At 66.8% G+C, this 17,000-nt stretch carries 7 protein-coding genes; 3 read left to right on the top strand and 4 right to left on the bottom strand.

Features of this window, described 5'->3' with window-relative positions:
* The first annotated feature begins 110 nt into the window (after positions 1-110).
* A complete protein-coding gene (locus CR156_RS09525) occupies positions 111-12,512 on the top strand; it encodes a filamentous haemagglutinin family protein (RefSeq protein WP_100552667.1) in 12,402 nt (4,133 codons plus the stop codon).
* A gap of 329 nt (positions 12,513-12,841) precedes the next feature.
* Here the strand turns inward: CR156_RS09525 and CR156_RS09520 are convergent, their stop codons facing one another.
* The 3 genes from CR156_RS09520 to gspH are packed head-to-tail and all read right to left on the bottom strand — an operon-like array spanning position 12,842 to position 14,258.
* The gene (locus CR156_RS09520; protein WP_100554128.1) at positions 12,842-13,456 is read right to left on the bottom strand and encodes a prepilin-type N-terminal cleavage/methylation domain-containing protein; all 615 of its coding nucleotides are present in this window, start codon (positions 13,454-13,456) and stop codon (positions 12,842-12,844) included.
* Positions 13,453-13,815, bottom strand: coding sequence for a type II secretion system minor pseudopilin GspI (gspI, locus tag CR156_RS09515; RefSeq protein ID WP_100552666.1), 363 nt, complete (start codon positions 13,813-13,815; stop codon positions 13,453-13,455). Before gspI ends, CR156_RS09520 begins: the two co-directional genes overlap by 4 nt.
* Positions 13,812-14,258 carry a type II secretion system minor pseudopilin GspH gene (gene gspH, locus CR156_RS09510; RefSeq protein WP_100552665.1) on the bottom strand — a complete coding sequence of 149 codons (447 nt, stop codon included), beginning with the start codon at positions 14,256-14,258 and terminating at the stop codon, positions 13,812-13,814. Before gspH ends, gspI begins: the two co-directional genes overlap by 4 nt.
* Positions 14,259-14,374: 116 nt before the next feature.
* Here gspH and CR156_RS09505 point away from each other — a divergent pair, with 116 nt between their 5' ends.
* Complete coding sequence (locus CR156_RS09505) at positions 14,375-14,833, top strand: general secretion pathway protein (RefSeq protein ID WP_100552664.1); 459 nt, start codon at positions 14,375-14,377, stop codon at positions 14,831-14,833.
* Between the two features lie 7 nt (positions 14,834-14,840).
* Here CR156_RS09505 and CR156_RS09500 read toward each other — a convergent pair whose 3' ends face one another.
* Positions 14,841-15,182 (bottom strand): hypothetical protein, encoded by a 342-nt coding sequence (locus CR156_RS09500; protein ID WP_100552663.1) that lies wholly within the window; start codon positions 15,180-15,182, stop codon positions 14,841-14,843.
* Positions 15,183-15,383: 201 nt separating this feature from the next.
* Between CR156_RS09500 and CR156_RS09495 the strand changes: the two genes are divergently transcribed.
* On the top strand, positions 15,384-17,000 hold the full coding sequence (locus tag CR156_RS09495; protein ID WP_100552662.1) for a ShlB/FhaC/HecB family hemolysin secretion/activation protein: 1,617 nt from the start codon (positions 15,384-15,386) through the stop codon (positions 16,998-17,000).

Genomic DNA, 17,000 nt, shown 5'->3' with positions numbered 1-17,000 from the left:
TGTCGTCTTCACGCCGCGGCCACCGTCTATCAGGTGCAGGGCATGCGTAGCGCAGGCCCCCTTCGTACTCGCCGCCGCCAACGCGGCCCATCAGGTTGACGAGGTCCCCGATGTCGCACCCGCATTCGCCCGCTGCCCGTTTCTCCGCCTCCCTGTGGCGCAGCCACCCGATGGCCTGGGCCGTGGCCGTGGCGCTGGGCACCGTGGTTGCTCCTGCCAGCCAGGCGCAGCAGGCGTTCAGCCCCGGCTGGTTCGCCGACCGCGGCGCCGCCCAGGGCGCGGCAGCGCAGAGTGGCCGCATGCCCAATGGCGTGCCTATCCAGTTCCAGCTGCCTGCACAGCAGCAGGATGCGGCGCGACAGAAGCTGCAGCAGTCGATCGACAACCTCGGCACGGCCGCGCAGGCCATCGCATTGCAGCAGCGCATGCAGGAGCAGGCCAGGCAGGCGCGACGCGAGGCGGGCTTCGTGGTGGCCGATGGGCTGGGCAAGGATGGCCTGAAGGTGGACGGGAATCCGCTGACCCGTGGCTGGATCAATGCCCGCGAAGCGATCCAGTCGCAGGGCGCCGACGGCCGGGTGCAGGTCAGCATCGAGCAGACCGCTGACCAGGCGATCCTGAACTGGGAAACCTTCAACATCGGTGGCAACACCACCCTCAATTTCCTGCAGAACCCGGACTGGGCGGTGTTGAACCGGGTCAACGACCCCAACGCACGGCCCAGCCAGATCCTGGGCCAGCTGAAGGCCAACGGCACGGTGTTCGTTGCCAACCGCAACGGCGTGGTGTTCGGCAACAACAGCCAGGTCAACGTCCGCAACCTGGTCGCCGCCGCAGCACGGATCAGCGACGCGCAGTTCCGTGACAACGGCCTGTACAGCGCCGACGCGAATACGTCGGCCCTCACCGATGCGGTGGGCAAGGTCATGGTTGAACGTGGCGCGCGCATCACCACCCATGAACCCACCAGCGCAACGCGTGGCGGTGGCTATGTGCTGCTGGCCGGCCACAGCGTGGAAAACGCGGGCCAGATCGAGACGCGCAAGGGCCAGGCCCAGCTGGCGGCCGGTGACAGCTTCGTGATCCGTCGCGGCGTGGGCACGGCGCAGAACACGGCTTCGACCACGCGGGGCAATGAGATCGCGCCGCGCTTCGTCACCGACAGCACGGCCGGCAGCGTTCGCAACAGCGGTCTGATCCAAGCGCGCGAGGGCGACGTCACTCTTGCCGGCCGCACGGTCGAACAGACCGGTGTAGCGGTTGCCACCACGACGCTGAACCAGCGCGGTACCGTGCATCTGCTGAGTTCGTCCTCCGACAGCAAGGGCAGCGTGACTCTGGCCACGGGTTCGACGACCGCGGTGCTGATCGAAGATGACGGCAAGACCACTGCGCTGGACAGCCAGCGTAATGCGCTCATCAAGGAGTCCGGTGAACAGGACAAGCTGCGCGGGGCCAGCAACAGCGGCACCTTCGACAACCTCTCGCGCCTGCAGGATCGACGCGAGCAATCGCGCATCGAGATCGTCTCCGGCGGCGACGTGAACTTCCAGGCTGGCTCGCTGGCGGTGGCGACCGGTGGTCAGGTGATTTCCGATGCGGGCCGCCGCAGCTATCTGGACGACGGCGCCCGCGTGGACGTGGCCGGTGCGGTCGGCGTGCAGGTGGCGATGGAGAGGAACAACGTCAAGGTGAAGGTGCAGGGCAACGAACTGCGCGATTCGCCCGACAACCGTGACAGCGGCAAGCTGATCAGCAGCGAGGTGTGGATCGACCGTCGCCAGTTGACCGAGGTGGCTGCGGGGACAGGGGGCTATGAAGGCACTCGCTGGTATGCCGGTGGCGGCTTGCTGGAAGTGAGTGGCTACCTCGACAACCAGGGACATTCGATAGGCGAATGGGCCGCGCAGGGTGGCACCGTCCAGCTGGCTGGCAAGGAAGTCGTCAGCCACGCCGGTTCGAGTATCAATCTGGCAGGTGGCAGCCTTGATGTGCAGTCCGGCGTGGTCCAGCAAAGCTGGCTGCGTGGCCGCGATGGCCAGCTGTACCGTCTTGATGATGCCCCGGCAGAGATGCTGTACGACGGCCTGTACCGGGGCTTTGAGGTGAAGCAGGAGCGCTGGGGCGTCACCGAATCGTTCCGCAATCCGCTGGTGGCACCGGCGCAACGCTACGACAATGGCTACACCGTGGGGCGCGATGCGGGTCGGTTGCTGATCTCGGCGCCTACCGCCGTTCTGCAGGGGCAGGTGGACACGGCCGCCTTCCAAGGGCTGCAACAGACACGGCGACCCGATCAGGGGCAGGATGGATACGCGCAGGCGCAGACGGCCGCTGCCCGCAACGCTCAACTCTGGCTGGGCCGCTACGACAACACCGGGCGCAATGCGGTGTACGACTCGCACGTGCGGATTGGCGAGATCGCCGCCGACGCCCGCCCCTGGTCGCTGCAGGCGCCGGTGGAAGAGTCACAGCGCAGCACGGTGTCGCTGGACAGCAATGTCCTGAGCGCACAGCGCTGGGGCCGCGTCGACATCGCCACGGCGGGACGTGTTGAACTGGATGGCACGCTCAGGCTGCAGGAGGGCGGGCAGCTTGCTCTCACCGGTAGCCGGGTCAGCTTCGGCGGCACCGTGCAGATCGCGGGTGGGCAGGTGGAGGCGGGCAACCTGCTTCCGGTGCTCGGTCGGCCCACCGCGTTGCTGTCCGCCGGGCGTGGCGCGGTCGATGTTGCTTCTGGTGCAGGGTTTGATCTTGCTGGTGGTTGGAGCAATCCCTTTGCCGTGTCGGATGGCGGCGCCACGCAGGCTTGGATTGACGGTGGACAGCTGCGCATCAATGTCAGCCATGACATCACCGTGGCTGAGGGCGCACGTATTTCGGTGGATGCGGGTGGCAGCATCGATGCAAAGGGCAAGGGCCGGGTAGGCAAGGGCGGCAGCGTCAGCCTGTTGGCGGCCAGCACCGATGTCGCCACCGATGGCAGTGGTCGGCTGCGTATCAGCGATGGCGTCCGCTTCAGTGCGCTCGGCAGCGGCAGCGGCGCCTTCACCCTTGCGACCGGGGGCAAGGTCGCCATTGGTGGTGAAGCGCCGACGTCGGAAGCGCTGCGGTTGCAGGCACCGCTGTTCAGCAGCGGCTTTTCCCGCTACGACATCGGTGGCTACAACGGGCTGACCGTTGAAGACGGCGTGCAGTTGAATGTGGAACAACCGGTCCTGCGCCTGGCCGAGGGTGCGCAGAGTGCCTCGAGCCGTGAGCAGGGTCTGCAGGCATGGTCACCCTTGTTGTACATGGTGGATCCTGCCAGCGGTCGCGTCAGCCAGCGCGCGGGTGCGAGCCTGACGCTGCGCGCCGGGCATCTGCTGTCGGCCGGTGACCTGCACATCGGCAGCAATGCCGTGCTCAACGTCGACCCAGGGCAGTCGATCGAATTGTTCAGTTCCGGCGACATCAATGTGGCGGGCACGCTGAAGGCGGCGGGCGGTCGCATCCGTCTGGATGAAGCCTTCGATCCATCGACGGTGCGTGCCGACGGACGGCGCGAACGCCGCTGGGCGATCGCCGACGGGGCGCTGCTGGATGTGAGCGGCGATGCAGTTTCCGCCGCCGATGCGCGCGGGCAGCTGCGCGGGCAGGTGCGCAAGGGTGGCACGATCGAGATCGGCGGCGCACTGGATTGGGAAGAACAGGGCAGCGTGCGCCACCTGCCACCTGACACCTTCGTGGTGGTCGAGCGCGGGGCGCGACTGGATGCCTCGGGAGCATCGGCACTGCTCGATATCGACGGCAGCGGGCGCACTCGGGTGGACAGTGACGGCGGCAGCATCGTGCTGCGTGCGGCCAATGCGCTGTATCTGCACGGTGCGCTTGATGCGGCGGCAGGTGGTGACCAGGCGCGTGGCGGCACGTTGGGCGTCGCCTTTGGTGGCGGCACCTATGGCAGCACGGCAAAAGATTCCGAGGTGCTGGCGCCACGGCTGATTTCGCTCACCCAGAACACGCTGCAGACGGAGGTGCTGCCCGCGCGCCTCGAGTACGGTCACGCCGCGCTGTCGGTCCAGCAGATCACGGCGGGCGGCTTCGATCATCTCTCGTTGTTCGGTGATGTCCGGGCGCAGGGTGACGTCAATCTACGCATGGACCAGAGCCTGCGGATCCACGGCGTGAACGAGCGTTCCCTGGGATTCGCACCGGGCAACAGCGAGGGCAGCCGCCTGCAGCTGAGTGCGCCCTACGTCCGCCTTGCGCAGGGGCGTTGGTGGCAGCCGGCCGGCGAAGGCACGCTGCGTCCGCTGGAGGCATCGTTCGACGCGGGCAAGCAACATCGTTTCGATGTCACCGCCGACCTGATCGACCTGCGCGATGTCACCTGGCTGGCCGGCTTCGATCACGTCGACCTGCGCAGCAGCGGCGACATACGCATGCTGGCCCCGGTCGCCAGCAGTTCGCAGGAATCCACCCTTGCAGGCCCGGGGTCGATCGATATCAGCGCCGCGCGCCTGTATCCGGCGGCCCAGGCCAAGGGTCGCATCGTTGCAGGCGTTCCGACCATCGGCCCTTCTGGATTGCCGTCCTGGGAAAATCCAGAGGCCGTACTACGTATCCATGGTGTTGGCGGTGCCCCGCAACCGGTACCGGATTCGGCCTTCGGCAGCCTGGAACTGGTCGCGGCGACAGTAGTACAGGGCGGTAATGTCCAGGCTCCCTGGGGCCGGGTGCAACTTGGTGGCAGTCAGTTCAACGCAAACCGCGGCAGCCGGGTCGACCTGCTTGCCGGCAGCGTGACCTCGATCAGTGGCGCCGGCCTGGCGCTGCCATTCGGCGGCACGGTGGACGGTGTGACCTGGCGAAGAGGCGGTGCCGAATTCGATGTGCTTGGCCCCGGATCGGTCAATATCCCGATTGGTGTGGACATCGTAGCCAATGCGTTCAACGGCGCCACAGGCAGCGTCGTGGATGTTTCCGGCGGAGGTGAGCTGTCCGGCGCTGCTTTCGTGGCCGGGCGCGGCGGCTCGGTCGACATCCTGCGACACCCGTTGGCAGACGCGAATCCGCGCTATGGCTTCAGTCGCGCTGGCAACGCGGTCTATGCCATCGTGCCGGGGCGATCAGACGCGCAGGCACCGCTGGCGACAGCCGACGGCAGCACCAACCCGCGTGTGGGTCAACAGATCACCGTGCCTGCAGGCGTGCCCGGGCTCCCGGCCGGCACCTATACGCTGCTGCCGGCCACCTACGCCCTGCAGCCCGGCGCGTTCCGTGTCGAGATCGGGGCAGAGAGTGCGATCGGCAGCGCCCAGCCGGTATCGACAGGCACCGGCTCCTGGCGGCTCAGCGGCCATCAGGGTCAAGGTCTCGGCGGCGCGGTCTCGCCGCTGCTCACCGACCTGCTGTTGACGCCCGCGGAGACTGTACGGCGCCATGCCAGCTACAACGAAACACCCTACAGCTCATTCGTGCAGGGCGTGGCCGAACGCCGCGGTGAAGCGCTGCGTTGGCGACCGATGGATGCCGGCAACCTCAGCCTGATGCTCGGCGATGGCGCGGGTCGCATGGGCACACCGGCCGTCACCTTTGGTGGACTGTCCCGCTTCAGCCCAGGCAGCGCGCAGGGACGCGGTGGCATTCTTTCGGTCAACCTCCTTGCCCCGCAGGATGCCTTGCTCGAGATCGTCGGCGACGGGCGCGGCGCGCCTAGCACCGAACGCGGTGCCACCGTCTTCGACGCAGCGCTCAATGCGTTGCGCCCGGCAACCTTGTTGATCGGCGGAACGTTCCGCCGCGATGCGACCACCAGCACGGTGGAAGGCAACGCAACGCGCCTGGCCGTGCGCAGCGGCGTCAATCTGCTGGCGCAGGAGGTGCTGCTCGCGGCTGCCTTCGGCGGCAAGGGCATCCTTCTGGAGCAGGGCGCCTCGATCGACACCCTGTCCCAGGCCGATCCCTCGCGCGTGGACCAGGCCACGGCGCCCTACCTGGTCACGGGTGGATTGCTGGCGGTGTCCAACCAGCGCCTGACGGCGCTGAGCGCACAGGGCGGTTCGGCGGCAGGGGCGGTGGCGATCGATATTGGTGGCTGTGCGGCGGACTGCAGTGGGCAGACCCGTTTGCTGTCTGCTGGCAGCATCAATGTGGTCACCGACGGCGCCTTGAACATCGGTGATGCGGTGAGCTATGGCACCCGTCAGCTGGGACTGGGCATGTCCGCGCTCAACCTGGGCAGTGCCGAGGCCATTGCAGCGGCAATGGCGACGGGCGGATTGCCGGCCGGCATGACCATGAACCAGGATGTCCTGCAGCGGCTGCTGCGCGGCAATACTGCGTCTGGCGCGCCTGCGCTGGAAGCACTGAGCCTGACCGCGCGTGATGCGATCAATGTGTTCGGCAGCGTTGACCTGGATACCCGTGACAGCGCGACCGGGCGCAGCAGCCTGCGCAGCCTGGTACTGGGTGCACCGGCCATCCATGGCTACGGTGCCACCACGGACCGCGCGCGCATCACTGCCGATACGCTGGTCTGGGACGGCACGCTGGCGGGCACGACGTTGCCGGGCGGCGAACAGGCACAGCCAGGCGGGGAGGCGATGGTCGGTCGTCTCGGCAGTGGCCAGCTGGAGATCAACACGCGCACGCTGCAGTTGGGGCGAGCGCCGTTCACCCGGCCCAATTCGTCGGTGGCCGCCGATCGCCAGGTCCTCGGCTTTGCCGGGGTCACGCTGGCAGCGTCCGAGCGGATGCTGTTCTCGGGCAAAGGCAGTCTCGATGTTTTCCAGCAGCAAGGCGACTACGTGGCTGGCAGCGGCTGGCAGCTGACGGGAGGCGCGCTGGATATCGTCACGCCGCTGCTGACAGGCGATGCGGGCGCGCAACTGGCGATACGCAGTGGCGGCAACGTGCAGCTGCGCGGCGCAGGCGCCACCGCAGGCAATGACGCGCTGGGGGCGGAACTGTCGATCAAGGCCGATCGCATCGCGATCGACAGCCGGGTGGCGCTGGCCTCCGGCCGGTTCGATGCCTATGCACGCGAGGGAATTTCGTTGGGCGGCAGCGCCGTGCTGGACCTGGCCGGCCGCAAGGTCAGCCTGTATGACGTGGACAAATACAGCTGGGGTGGCGATGTCACGTTGTCATCCAGCGAGGGCGATATCAGCGCCGATGCGGCTTCGCGCATCGACGTATCGGCACGCAACAACCGTGGCGGTCGTTTGACGGTGCAGGCACTGGGCAAGCAGGGGGGCCGCGTGGCGCTGGCCGGAACACTGCTGGGCGGTGCAAGCGGGCGCTACGATGCCGGCGGCACCGAGGTGCCCTACGACGGCGCTGAACTGGTGTTGCGTGCACGCCAACTGCAGGACTTTGCCGGGCTCAACACACGGCTGACGAGCGGTGGCATTACGGGTGGCCGTACCTTCCAGTTGAGCGAAGGTGACCTGGTGATCGGTAATGAAGTGAAGGCTCGCCACGTCGATATCAGCCTTGATGGTGGCAGCCTGCAGGTCAACGGCCGCATCGATGCCAGCGGCGAACAGGTCGGCAGCATCCGCCTGTCGGCACGCGATGTGCTGCGCGTGGATGGAGCGCTGGATGCCCACGGCAGCGCCCTGCGCGTGGACAGCTACGGCAAGATCATCGACAGCCCGAACCGAGCGACGATCGAGCTGACGTCGGCCAGTGGAGGCCTGCAGCTTGGGGGGGCGTCGGCGTTGGATCTGCGTGCGGGCACCTCGGTGCCGGCCGGTACCGCTGCGGGGCAGAACGATGGACGTGCACACGGCAGCGTCAAGCTCAATGTGCCGCGCGTGGGCACCGATGATGCTGCCATCGACGTGGCCAACGGCATCCGCATCGTCGGTGCCGGCGATATCCAGGTCAACGCAGTGCGCATCTATGACTCGGCACCGCTGGCCAGCGCGCCGGATGTGCATGGCCATCGCCCGCAGGTGATCAACCAGCGCTGGCTGGATACGGTGGTGGACCCGGACAACAGCGTCTGGATGAACGGCGCGCTGGCCAACACCGGCCTGCAGCAGCGCACTGCGGCCTTGGGGAGCTACCGCCTGCGCCCGGGTGTGCAGATCGTGGCGCGGACCAGCAGTGACAACCCGCGTGGCGATCTGGTCGTGGCCGGCGATATCGATCTGTCCGGCTATCGCTACGGACCGCAGTCGAACCGGCTCGATCCTGCGCGCCGCGGTTTCGGTGAATCGGCCGCGCTGGTGCTGCGTGCCGAGGGCGATATCAATGTCTACGGCAGCATCAATGACGGCTTTGCGCCGCCGCCGGCCAATCCCGATGAGGACGGCTGGGTGCTGCTGGAGGGGCGCAGTAGCGGTACGCCCAACACCGCGTTCGGCGGCGACCTGATCGTGCCCGGCGAGGGTGTCCAGCTGCAGCGCGGCACCGAGTTCCGCGCCGGCGCCACGCTGAACTATGCATTGCCATTCGAGGGCGTGACCTTGCCGGCGGGAACCGTGCTGCCGGTGGAAATGGTGTTGTCCGGGCCGCTGCTGCTGCCGGCCGGTACTGTGCTGGGCGCGGCAGTAACGACAGGCAGCGGGCAGGTGATGGCGGCCGGTACCGTGCTGGCACAGGCGCTGGCATTGCAGTCCGGCTCCCGTCTGGGTGCCGGCTTCCGCCTGCGCACGCCAGCGCCGGTGGCCGCACAGGTGTGGCCGGCCGGTGTCGCCCTGCCCATGGCAATGAAACTCTCCGGCGCACTGGATCTGCATGCCGGTGCGATCATTCCCTCGATGACCAAGGTGGAGCTTGCCGGCGACGCGCCGGTAAAGCTGCGGACCGCGGATGCCAGCGGTCGGCAGGGACGCAACTGGGCGCTGGCGGCTATGCTGCCTGAAGGCACGACGTCCTGGGATCTGACTGCGGTGGCGGGTGCGGATACCACCGCCGCCGACCCGCGCACCCGCCGCTGGGGCAGCGAGGGCAGCATCGTGCTGGCGGACAGCCACTACAGCACCATCGGCACGGTGACCACGACGACGGAATGGAAAGGGGATCGTCTCCTCAACCTGGAAGGGTCACTGTTCTGGTGGGGAGATGACAGCCTGGTCGGCAAGTCGCCCAAGGAAGTCGCCGAGCTTCTGGGGGTGCTGGAAGAATCGGTCTGCAGCGACGGCCCCTACTGCATTGCGGCACCGCGCCTGGTGGACAAGGAAGGGTCCTTGCAGTGGTGGGGCGATGAGTCGTGGGTCGGCAAGCCGGCATCGGAACTGGGTGTCGAACTGGGCATGTCCGAAGAAGAGGTCTGCGCGACGATGGGCTATTGCTACGGCGGCGGCACGTTGACCGAAGTGACCACTTACGGCAAGCGTTTGGGCGCCCCTGCCTGGAGCGTGCTGCGAACGGGCAAGGGTGACTTGACGCTGCTGGCCGCCCAGGACGTGCGCATGAAGTCCGGCTTCGGTGTGTATACCGCAGGTGCGCCGACGTCGTTGGGCGATGGCTACGACGCGCAGTTCAACCCGGCGCGTGCGGCTGCGCCCTGGCAGACCTCGCTGCTGGGCAAGAATCAAGTCTCGGGCAGCTATGATGCGGCGCTGGTCAACTACCGTGCCTGGTATCCCGATCATGGTGGCGATGTCAGGGTCGACGCGGGGCGAGACATCATTGGCGATGTCTGGACGGGCCGGTCCGAATCGGGCACCGCGCAGCGTGACCAAGCGGGGCATTCAAGTGCTGCGGTGGGAAACTGGTTGTGGCGGCAGGGTTCGGGCACGACAGAGGGTGTCCAGACCACAGCAACCAGCTGGTGGATCAACTTCGGCACCTACAGCACCGTCGGCGCCGAGCAGGACGCGACGCCCCGCATGGTCGGCTTCACTGGCTTCGGCACATTGGGAGGGGGCAATCTGTCCCTGGAAGCAGGCCGCCACTCGGGGGTGATCGCTTCGATGGGCAATGCCCTGGGATTGTTGACTGCGCCCCATTCCAGCGCCATCGTCGCTGCGGTCGGGTCGACCGGACGCGTCAGCAACGGTGAACTGCATCTGACGGGGGGCGGAGACCTGACGCTGCGAAGCGGCGGTGCGCTCAACCCGGGCCTGCGTGCGAGCGCGCAGCAGTCCGAAGGTTTCCTGCAGGATCTGGATCTCAATGGCGCCGTGACCAATCTGCGGGGCAGTACACTGCTGCAGGCGGCGCGCATCGGTGGTCTCAGCGCGGTACAAAGCAGCTACGGAACGTTGGGCCTGAAGAATCCGTTCGTGGCCGACGCACCCGTGGCGATGGCGGGGCCGGTGCTCATCCTGGGTGATTCCACCGCCCGCCTGCAGGCCCGTGGCGACATTGTTCTTGGTGGCGCCGCAGATGCGGGGCGTGTACCGACGTCCAACTACAACGACGTGGTTCTGAGTGATGGCCAGCATGCAGCTGGCACTACGTGGTTCTCGCTCTGGACCCGAGGCACTGCACTGGACCTGTTCTCGGCAGGCGGAAATCTCGCACCAAGCCTGGCCGGAAGTCTGCATGCAACCGGTAGCAACATGTTCGCTGAAGGCGTCGCGCTGCAGGATCGATCCGTTCCCCCCAACATCAATTACTGGCTGTATCCGTCCAGGTTCAGCGCAGTGGCAGCGAGTGGTGACATCATCAGTGCCTCGCTTCGAGGCCTCGGACCGGGCGCGAACACAGGCGATGTGATGCTGCTCGCGCCTTCGGCCAGCGGCCAGCTCGAGGTTCTGGCCGGGGGCTCGATCTTTGCCGCGATCGATGCCACGGGCATTGCACGTTCCGGTAGTGATGCCCGCCTCCCTGGTCCCTTTGATCCTGCATTCATGGCCCAGCGGGGCGTCAGCCGAATCCGGGTCAGCCACAATCTCTCCGACGATGGGGTGCAGGGGGCCGATCCGGCGGCGATCCTGCCATTGTTCGCGTTCGGCCCCAGTACCCCGACCACCGGTGCGCTGACATCCCACCCCACTTCGCCAAGTCGCTTCTATGCCGTTGCCGGTGACATCATCGGGTTGGGCAGTGGTGGCCGCCGACAGCTGATGCAGAACACCGGTATCGCGAACCGGACCCTGTTTGATTGGTATGAAGCGGGATCGGCGGTACAACTGCGCGCGGGTCGCGATGTGATCAACGCGAATGTCACCGCGCTCAACACCAGCGGTACCGATATCAGCGGGATCGACGCTGGGCGGGACATCATCCGCAGCAACCTGTCGGTGGCCGGCCCCGGCAATGTCGAGGTGAATGCCGGCCGCCAGCTGCGCCAGGAAGAGGCCGGAAGCATCGTCAGTCTGGGAGGCGTCGTTCAGGGTGACACTCGCCCGGGCGCGAGCATTGCCGTGACGGCTGGCAATCAAGGCATAGACTTCGATGCACTGCGCGCGCGCTACCTGGACAGCGCCAACCTGGCCGATCCGGCGCAGTCGCTGGCGGCGCAGCCTGGCAAGTCGGTGAAGATCTACGACAAGGAACTGAAGCAGTGGCTGCAGCAGCGCTTCGGCAGGGCTGCCGACGGCGCCGAGGCGCTGGCCGTGTTCGACGCATTGCCGAAGGAGCAGCAGCGCATCTTCCTGCGCCAGGTCTACTACGCTGAACTGCGCGAAGGTGGTCGTGAGTACACCAATGCAGAAGGGCCGCGTTTCGGTTCCTATCTGCGCGGGCGCGAAGCGATCGCCACGCTGATGCCAGACAAGGATGCCAATGGCGCAACCATCAACCGTACTGGCGATATCGTGATGTACGGCGGTTCCGGCGTGCGCACCGAAGCGGGCGGCAACATCGAGCTGATGGCACCGGGCGGGCAGATCGTGGTGGGCGTGCAGGGCGCGGTGCCTCCGGCCAGCGCGGGCCTGGTCACCCAGGGCCAGGGCGACATCCGTCTGTTCAGCCAGGACAGCGTGCTGCTGGGCCTGTCGCGGGTGATGACCACCTTTGGTGGTGACATCCTGGCGTGGTCCGAGCAGGGCGACATCAATGCCGGCCGCGGCTCGCAGACCACGCTGCTGTACACCCCGCCGCGCCGGGTCTACGACACCTGGGGCAACGTGATCCTGTCGCCGCAGGCCCCTGCCAGCGGCGCCGGCATCGCAACGCTGAACCCGATCGCCGAAGTGGCGCCGGGCGACGTCGACCTGATCGCTCCGCTGGGCACCATCGATGCAGGCGAGGCGGGTATCCGTGTGTCGGGCAACATCAACCTGGCGGCACTGCAGGTGCTCAACGCCGCCAACATCCAGGTGCAGGGCGACAGCAAGGGCCTGCCGGTACTGGCCTCGGTGAACGTCAACGCGCTGGCGTCGGCCAGCGCTGCGGCCAACAGCGCCAGCCAGGCCGCACAGGACGTGATGCGCAAGAGCCAGGACGATGCGCGACGCAACCAGCCGTCGGTGATCAGCGTGCAGATTCTCGGCTTCGGCAGTTCCAGCAGCAGCATCGACCCGCCAACACGCGGAAACACGGCAGCCGCCACGGGCTACGACGTCAACAGCGCCTTCCAGTTTCCGCAGGCCCGGGCAGACGCAGGCAAGCAGCCGACCCAGTAGATCCACGCCATGCGTGGAATGAGGAACGGTGCGGACCACGGTCCGCACCCACCACGCGCAGACCAGAGGATCGGGCCAGCTGCCAGGGAACGGTGGCGGCCCCAGCCAGGACGGCACCGAGGGCAGGGAGCAGCCATCAGCGGTGAGGACCACCGACACGGCGTCGCCGGGCGCGGGACAGCGCCCGGCGACCGGGCGGCCGCGCAGTAGATCCACGCCATGCGTGGATGCAGTTCAGTAGATCCACGCCATGCGTGGATGCAGTTCAGTAGATCCACGCCATGCGTGGATGCAGTTCAGTAGATCCACGCCATGCGTGGATGCTCCTCTCAGAGCGCCAACACCCGCCGGTAACTCAACGGCCCGCGTCCATCACGCAACCCCAACCGCAATTCCAGACCGGTCGCCGGCAGTACCTCCCCCTGGCTGGGCAGCATTGCCCAACCCACTCCCGGCTGCCATGCCCGCACTTCGAAGCGCTGCACATCACGCGCCACCATCAACCCGCGCGTCGGCTCAGGCGCAGGCAGCGGATAATGATCGGACGGCGCACCGCTGGCACGCCACAACGTGCTGCCTTGCCGCCACCAGCGAACGCGCTGCCACTGCAGCCCGTCACTGCCGACGCTGCGGGTGATCTCCAGGGTAAAGCCGCCATCGGGGTGGCGCTCACTGGTCAACGACGGCGGCAGCAGCCGCGCAGTCTGATCGGCCGGTCGCACCGCGCCGTTCATCAGCGCATCGTCGGCCCGCATCTCGATATCGCGCTGGAACTGCTGCAGCACCCGCATCGCCGTACTCGTCTCGGCATCGGCCTGGCGCAGGCGCTGATCGGTGCTGGCAACGCTGTCGAGGGCGCGCCAGCAGATCACCGCCAGCACGCCCATGATGGTGATGGCGATCATCACTTCGATCAGGGTGAAGCCACCCGCAGCGCGTTTCATGGCGCCGCCGTCCATGGCAGCTGCAGGCGCGCCAGCGATTGTTTCGGTGCATCTTCGGCCACCACGCTCAGCTCCAGCTGCGGTTGCCCGTCGGCGCCGCTGCCCAGGTGCTGCTGCACCAGGAAACGGGTGCGCCCCTGCAGGCACAGCAGACGTGCATCGCCAGGTGGCTGCGCGGCCAGGCGCAGCTCCTGCCAGCGGTCCTGCGCGCACAGCAGGGCCAGCCGACGGTCACGCAGGCGCGACTGGTCATCGGTCGCCACCGCCACCGAGCGCATCACCGCCGCCAAGGCGATGGCCACGATGGCCAATGCGATCAGCACCTCGATCAGCGTGAATCCGTGTTGCTTCCGCTTCACTGCACGACCTGCAATTGCCCACTGCCATCATCACGAAGACGCAGTCGACGGCCGTCCAGCGACAACGCCAGTTCCCACGGCACGCCGATCCATTCAGGACTCAACTCGATGGCGGCTGTCGGTTGCACTTTTATGCCGTGGGTTTGCCACTGCTGGGGGTGCAGCAGGTCATCTCGCCGCAGTTCAACCCAGCCTTCGTTGTCGCGGCGGCTGAAGCGATAGCCTTCTGCGCTGGCCTGCCAGCGGATCGGCCGACCATCGATGCGTGCTTCATCGCGCGCGACCTGCAGGCGCTGCGCCAACCGCTCCGATTCCTGGCGCAGCTGCCGCGCAGGGTCGAGCAGGCTGCCAAGGCCAAGACCGATGCCCGCCGTGCAGATGCCGATGATGACCAGTACCACCATCAGTTCAATCAGGGTGAAGCCGCGTGGTCTGCGTTGCATCGGACATCGCCTCCCGTCCTTGCCGATACCTGCCAGCGTAGGCGCGGATGATGAAACAAAAGCGTCAGCGTCAGCTGCTAGCGTGGCCGCACAGGAACCTGGCGAAGGTGCGGAACATGGACGGCAGGCGTTGGGATCGCAATCGCACGTTGACCCTGCTGGCGGCCATGCTGCTGCTGACCGTGGCGGGATACTGGAGCATCGCCCTGTTCATGGCGCCGGTTCGCGTTGCCGCCGCCACGGTGCAGGTCGCCGTACCCGCTGCCCCGGCCTTCGACGACGCTGCGAGCGCACCGCTGGTGCGGCTGCTCTCGCCCGGCGCTGTGCAGACCGACGTGACCGTGCTGGGCGTAATGGCCGGGCAACACGCGCCGCTGGCGCTGCTGTCGGTAGATGGCGCGCCTGCCCAGGCCTATGCACCGGGCCAACGTCTGGGTCCATCTACCGTATTGGCAGCAATCAGCGCGAACGCGATTGAACTGCAGCAGGCAGGACAGCCGCGCTCGCTGCCCGTGCCCGAATTGCCGCCAATGCCTACCGATGGCATCGTCCCCGCCGCGCTGGGGCGGCACTGAACACGGCTCAGCGCGCTGGGCGCTGTGGCACCACCGAACGCCCGAACGCATCGCCCATGCGTTGCCGCGTGCCTTCCAGGTTGTACTGCAGCAACTGGTTGCCGGGCTTGCGCATCAAGCGTTCGGCCTCGGGAAGAGCAGGGCGGGCGGCTGCGTTCTCCGCCGGCGCCAGCTTGCGTTGCAGGCAGTCCCAGGCGGGGATGCGCTCGCCATTGACCTGTACTTCGATGCATGGCGCTGCATCTGCCTGTTTGGCAGCCTGGTCGGCCCGCGCCCAGGGTGAGGCCAGTGCCAGAACCAACGCCACACAGAGGGCAGGGCGGGCTGGCGTAAGCAGGGTGGCGTGCATGTTGAATCTCCTGAGGCAGCAAGCGCTTTGCAATGAAGACGTATGCCAGACGAAGTGTCCGCCTGCGCCTGTTTCAGCATCGTCAAAAGATGACAGTGCTGTCACAAAACTGTTGGCGGTTTTGACGCGGCCTGCACGTCCTGTTGGTAGACCCACGCGCCGCTCCCTGGCCATTCCCTTCGATACGACGCGATGCCTTCGATGACTCCCGTTCCGTGCCGTGCCGCTCGCCTTCCGCTGCCCCTGCATCCTCTGATGCTGGCCCTGGCGTCGCTGCCATTTCCAGTGCTCGCGCAGGACGCCGCGCCAGCGCCCACGGTGAACATCAACGAGTACATCGTGCGCGGCAACACCGTGCTCGATGCGCGCCAGATCGAACGCGCGGTCGAGCCGTTCCTCGGCCCCGGCAAAACGCTCGCCGATGTCGAGAAGGCGCGTGATGCAGTCAACGCGCTGTATCAGCAGGCCGGCTACCAATCGGTCTATGTGGAGCTGCCCGAACAGCAGGTCAATGCGGGTGTGGTGCTGCTGAAGGTGCAGCAGACGCCCATTGGCCAGCTGCGCGTGGTCGGTGCCCGTCATGACTCACCCGAACGCATCCGCGAGCGGGTACCGGCGCTGGCTGAGGGGCGGGTGCCGGACTTCGACCAGGCGCAGAAGGAACTGACTGCGCTGAACGAGGGGGGGCGTCGCCAGGTGCTTCCGCTGGTGCGCGAAGGCAAGGTGCCGGGCACCATGGATGTGGACCTGCAGGTGGAAGAGAAGTCACCCTGGCGTGCCAGTGCGGCGCTCAACAACGATCACAGCGCCGATACCGAGAAGCTGCGGCTGAGTGCATCGCTGGCCCACGACAACCTGTGGAAGCGCGGGCACAGCGCCAACATCGGTGTGTACCTTGCACCGGAAGATACCAAACAGGCGAAGGTGTTTTCGGCCTCGTACACGATGCCCTTTGAAGGCACGCCGTGGAGCCTGGAAGCGTCCGGCTACAAGTCCGACAGCCGCGTACTGAATGCAGGTGGGCAGGTCGGCACCGGCACCGGCACCAACGTGATCGGCAACGGTCATTCCATTGGTCTCAAGCTCAACTACCGCCTGGCCGGCAGCAGCCAGTGGTGGCGCCAGCTCAGCCTCGGCGTGGACTTCAAGGACACCGAAGAAGACACGCAGATGGGCAAGGACAGCCTGAAGACGCCGTTGAAGTACGCGCCGGTCACGCTGGCGTTCGTCGGCGTGCGCCAGGGCGAGAGCGATCAGCTGAGCATCAACACGCAGCTGGTGGCGGGAACCCGGCGTCTGTTCGGTTATGGCAGCAACGCCACCGATTTTGGTCAGAAACGCTACTGGGCCGACCCGAGTTTCGTAGCGTTCAAGGCGGATGTCTCCAATACGCACACCTTCGGCAACGACTGGCAGTGGTATGCGCGTGGCTCGCTGCAGGCGACCGATGCGCCGCTGGTCTCGGCCGAACAGTTCGCCGCCGGTGGCATGTACACCGTGCGTGGCTACCTCTCGGCCGAAGCGATCGGCGACTACGGTGGCCTGGCCAACCTGGAATGGCGCACCCCGGCGTGGTCGCTGTGGAGCGGTACCGACCTGCGCCTGTACAGCTTCGCCGACGCGGCCTACCTGCGCCTGCGTCAGCCGCTGCCGGAACAGCGCGACAAGTACAACCTGGCGTCGGTCGGGCTGGGCGCGCAGCTGCGCCTGGGCGAACACCTGCAGCTGCGCCTGGACTACGCCTGGCCTTACGCCGACGGCCCGGTCACGCGCAAGGACGACCCGCGCCTGCATTTCAACATCAGCACCAGCTACTGA

Source organism: Stenotrophomonas lactitubi (assembly GCF_002803515.1).
In the GTDB taxonomy this organism is placed as follows: Bacteria; Pseudomonadota; Gammaproteobacteria; order Xanthomonadales; family Xanthomonadaceae; genus Stenotrophomonas; species Stenotrophomonas lactitubi.
Note: the sequence above shows the minus strand (reverse complement) of the source record. Positions and strands in the feature narration are given on the sequence as shown.

What these genes read in the sequence shown, in the direction of transcription:
- CR156_RS09525 (WP_100552667.1), top strand. Translation starts at nt 111, where the DNA reads ATGTCGCACCCGCATTCGCCCGCTGCCCGTTTCTCCGCCTCCCTGTGG.
- CR156_RS09520 (WP_100554128.1), bottom strand. Translation starts at nt 13,456, where the DNA reads ATGAAACGCGCTGCGGGTGGCTTCACCCTGATCGAAGTGATGATCGCC.
- gspH (WP_100552665.1), bottom strand. Translation starts at nt 14,258, where the DNA reads ATGCAACGCAGACCACGCGGCTTCACCCTGATTGAACTGATGGTGGTA.
- CR156_RS09505 (WP_100552664.1), top strand. Translation starts at nt 14,375, where the DNA reads ATGGACGGCAGGCGTTGGGATCGCAATCGCACGTTGACCCTGCTGGCG.
- CR156_RS09500 (WP_100552663.1), bottom strand. Translation starts at nt 15,182, where the DNA reads ATGCACGCCACCCTGCTTACGCCAGCCCGCCCTGCCCTCTGTGTGGCG.
- CR156_RS09495 (WP_100552662.1), top strand. Translation starts at nt 15,384, where the DNA reads ATGACTCCCGTTCCGTGCCGTGCCGCTCGCCTTCCGCTGCCCCTGCAT.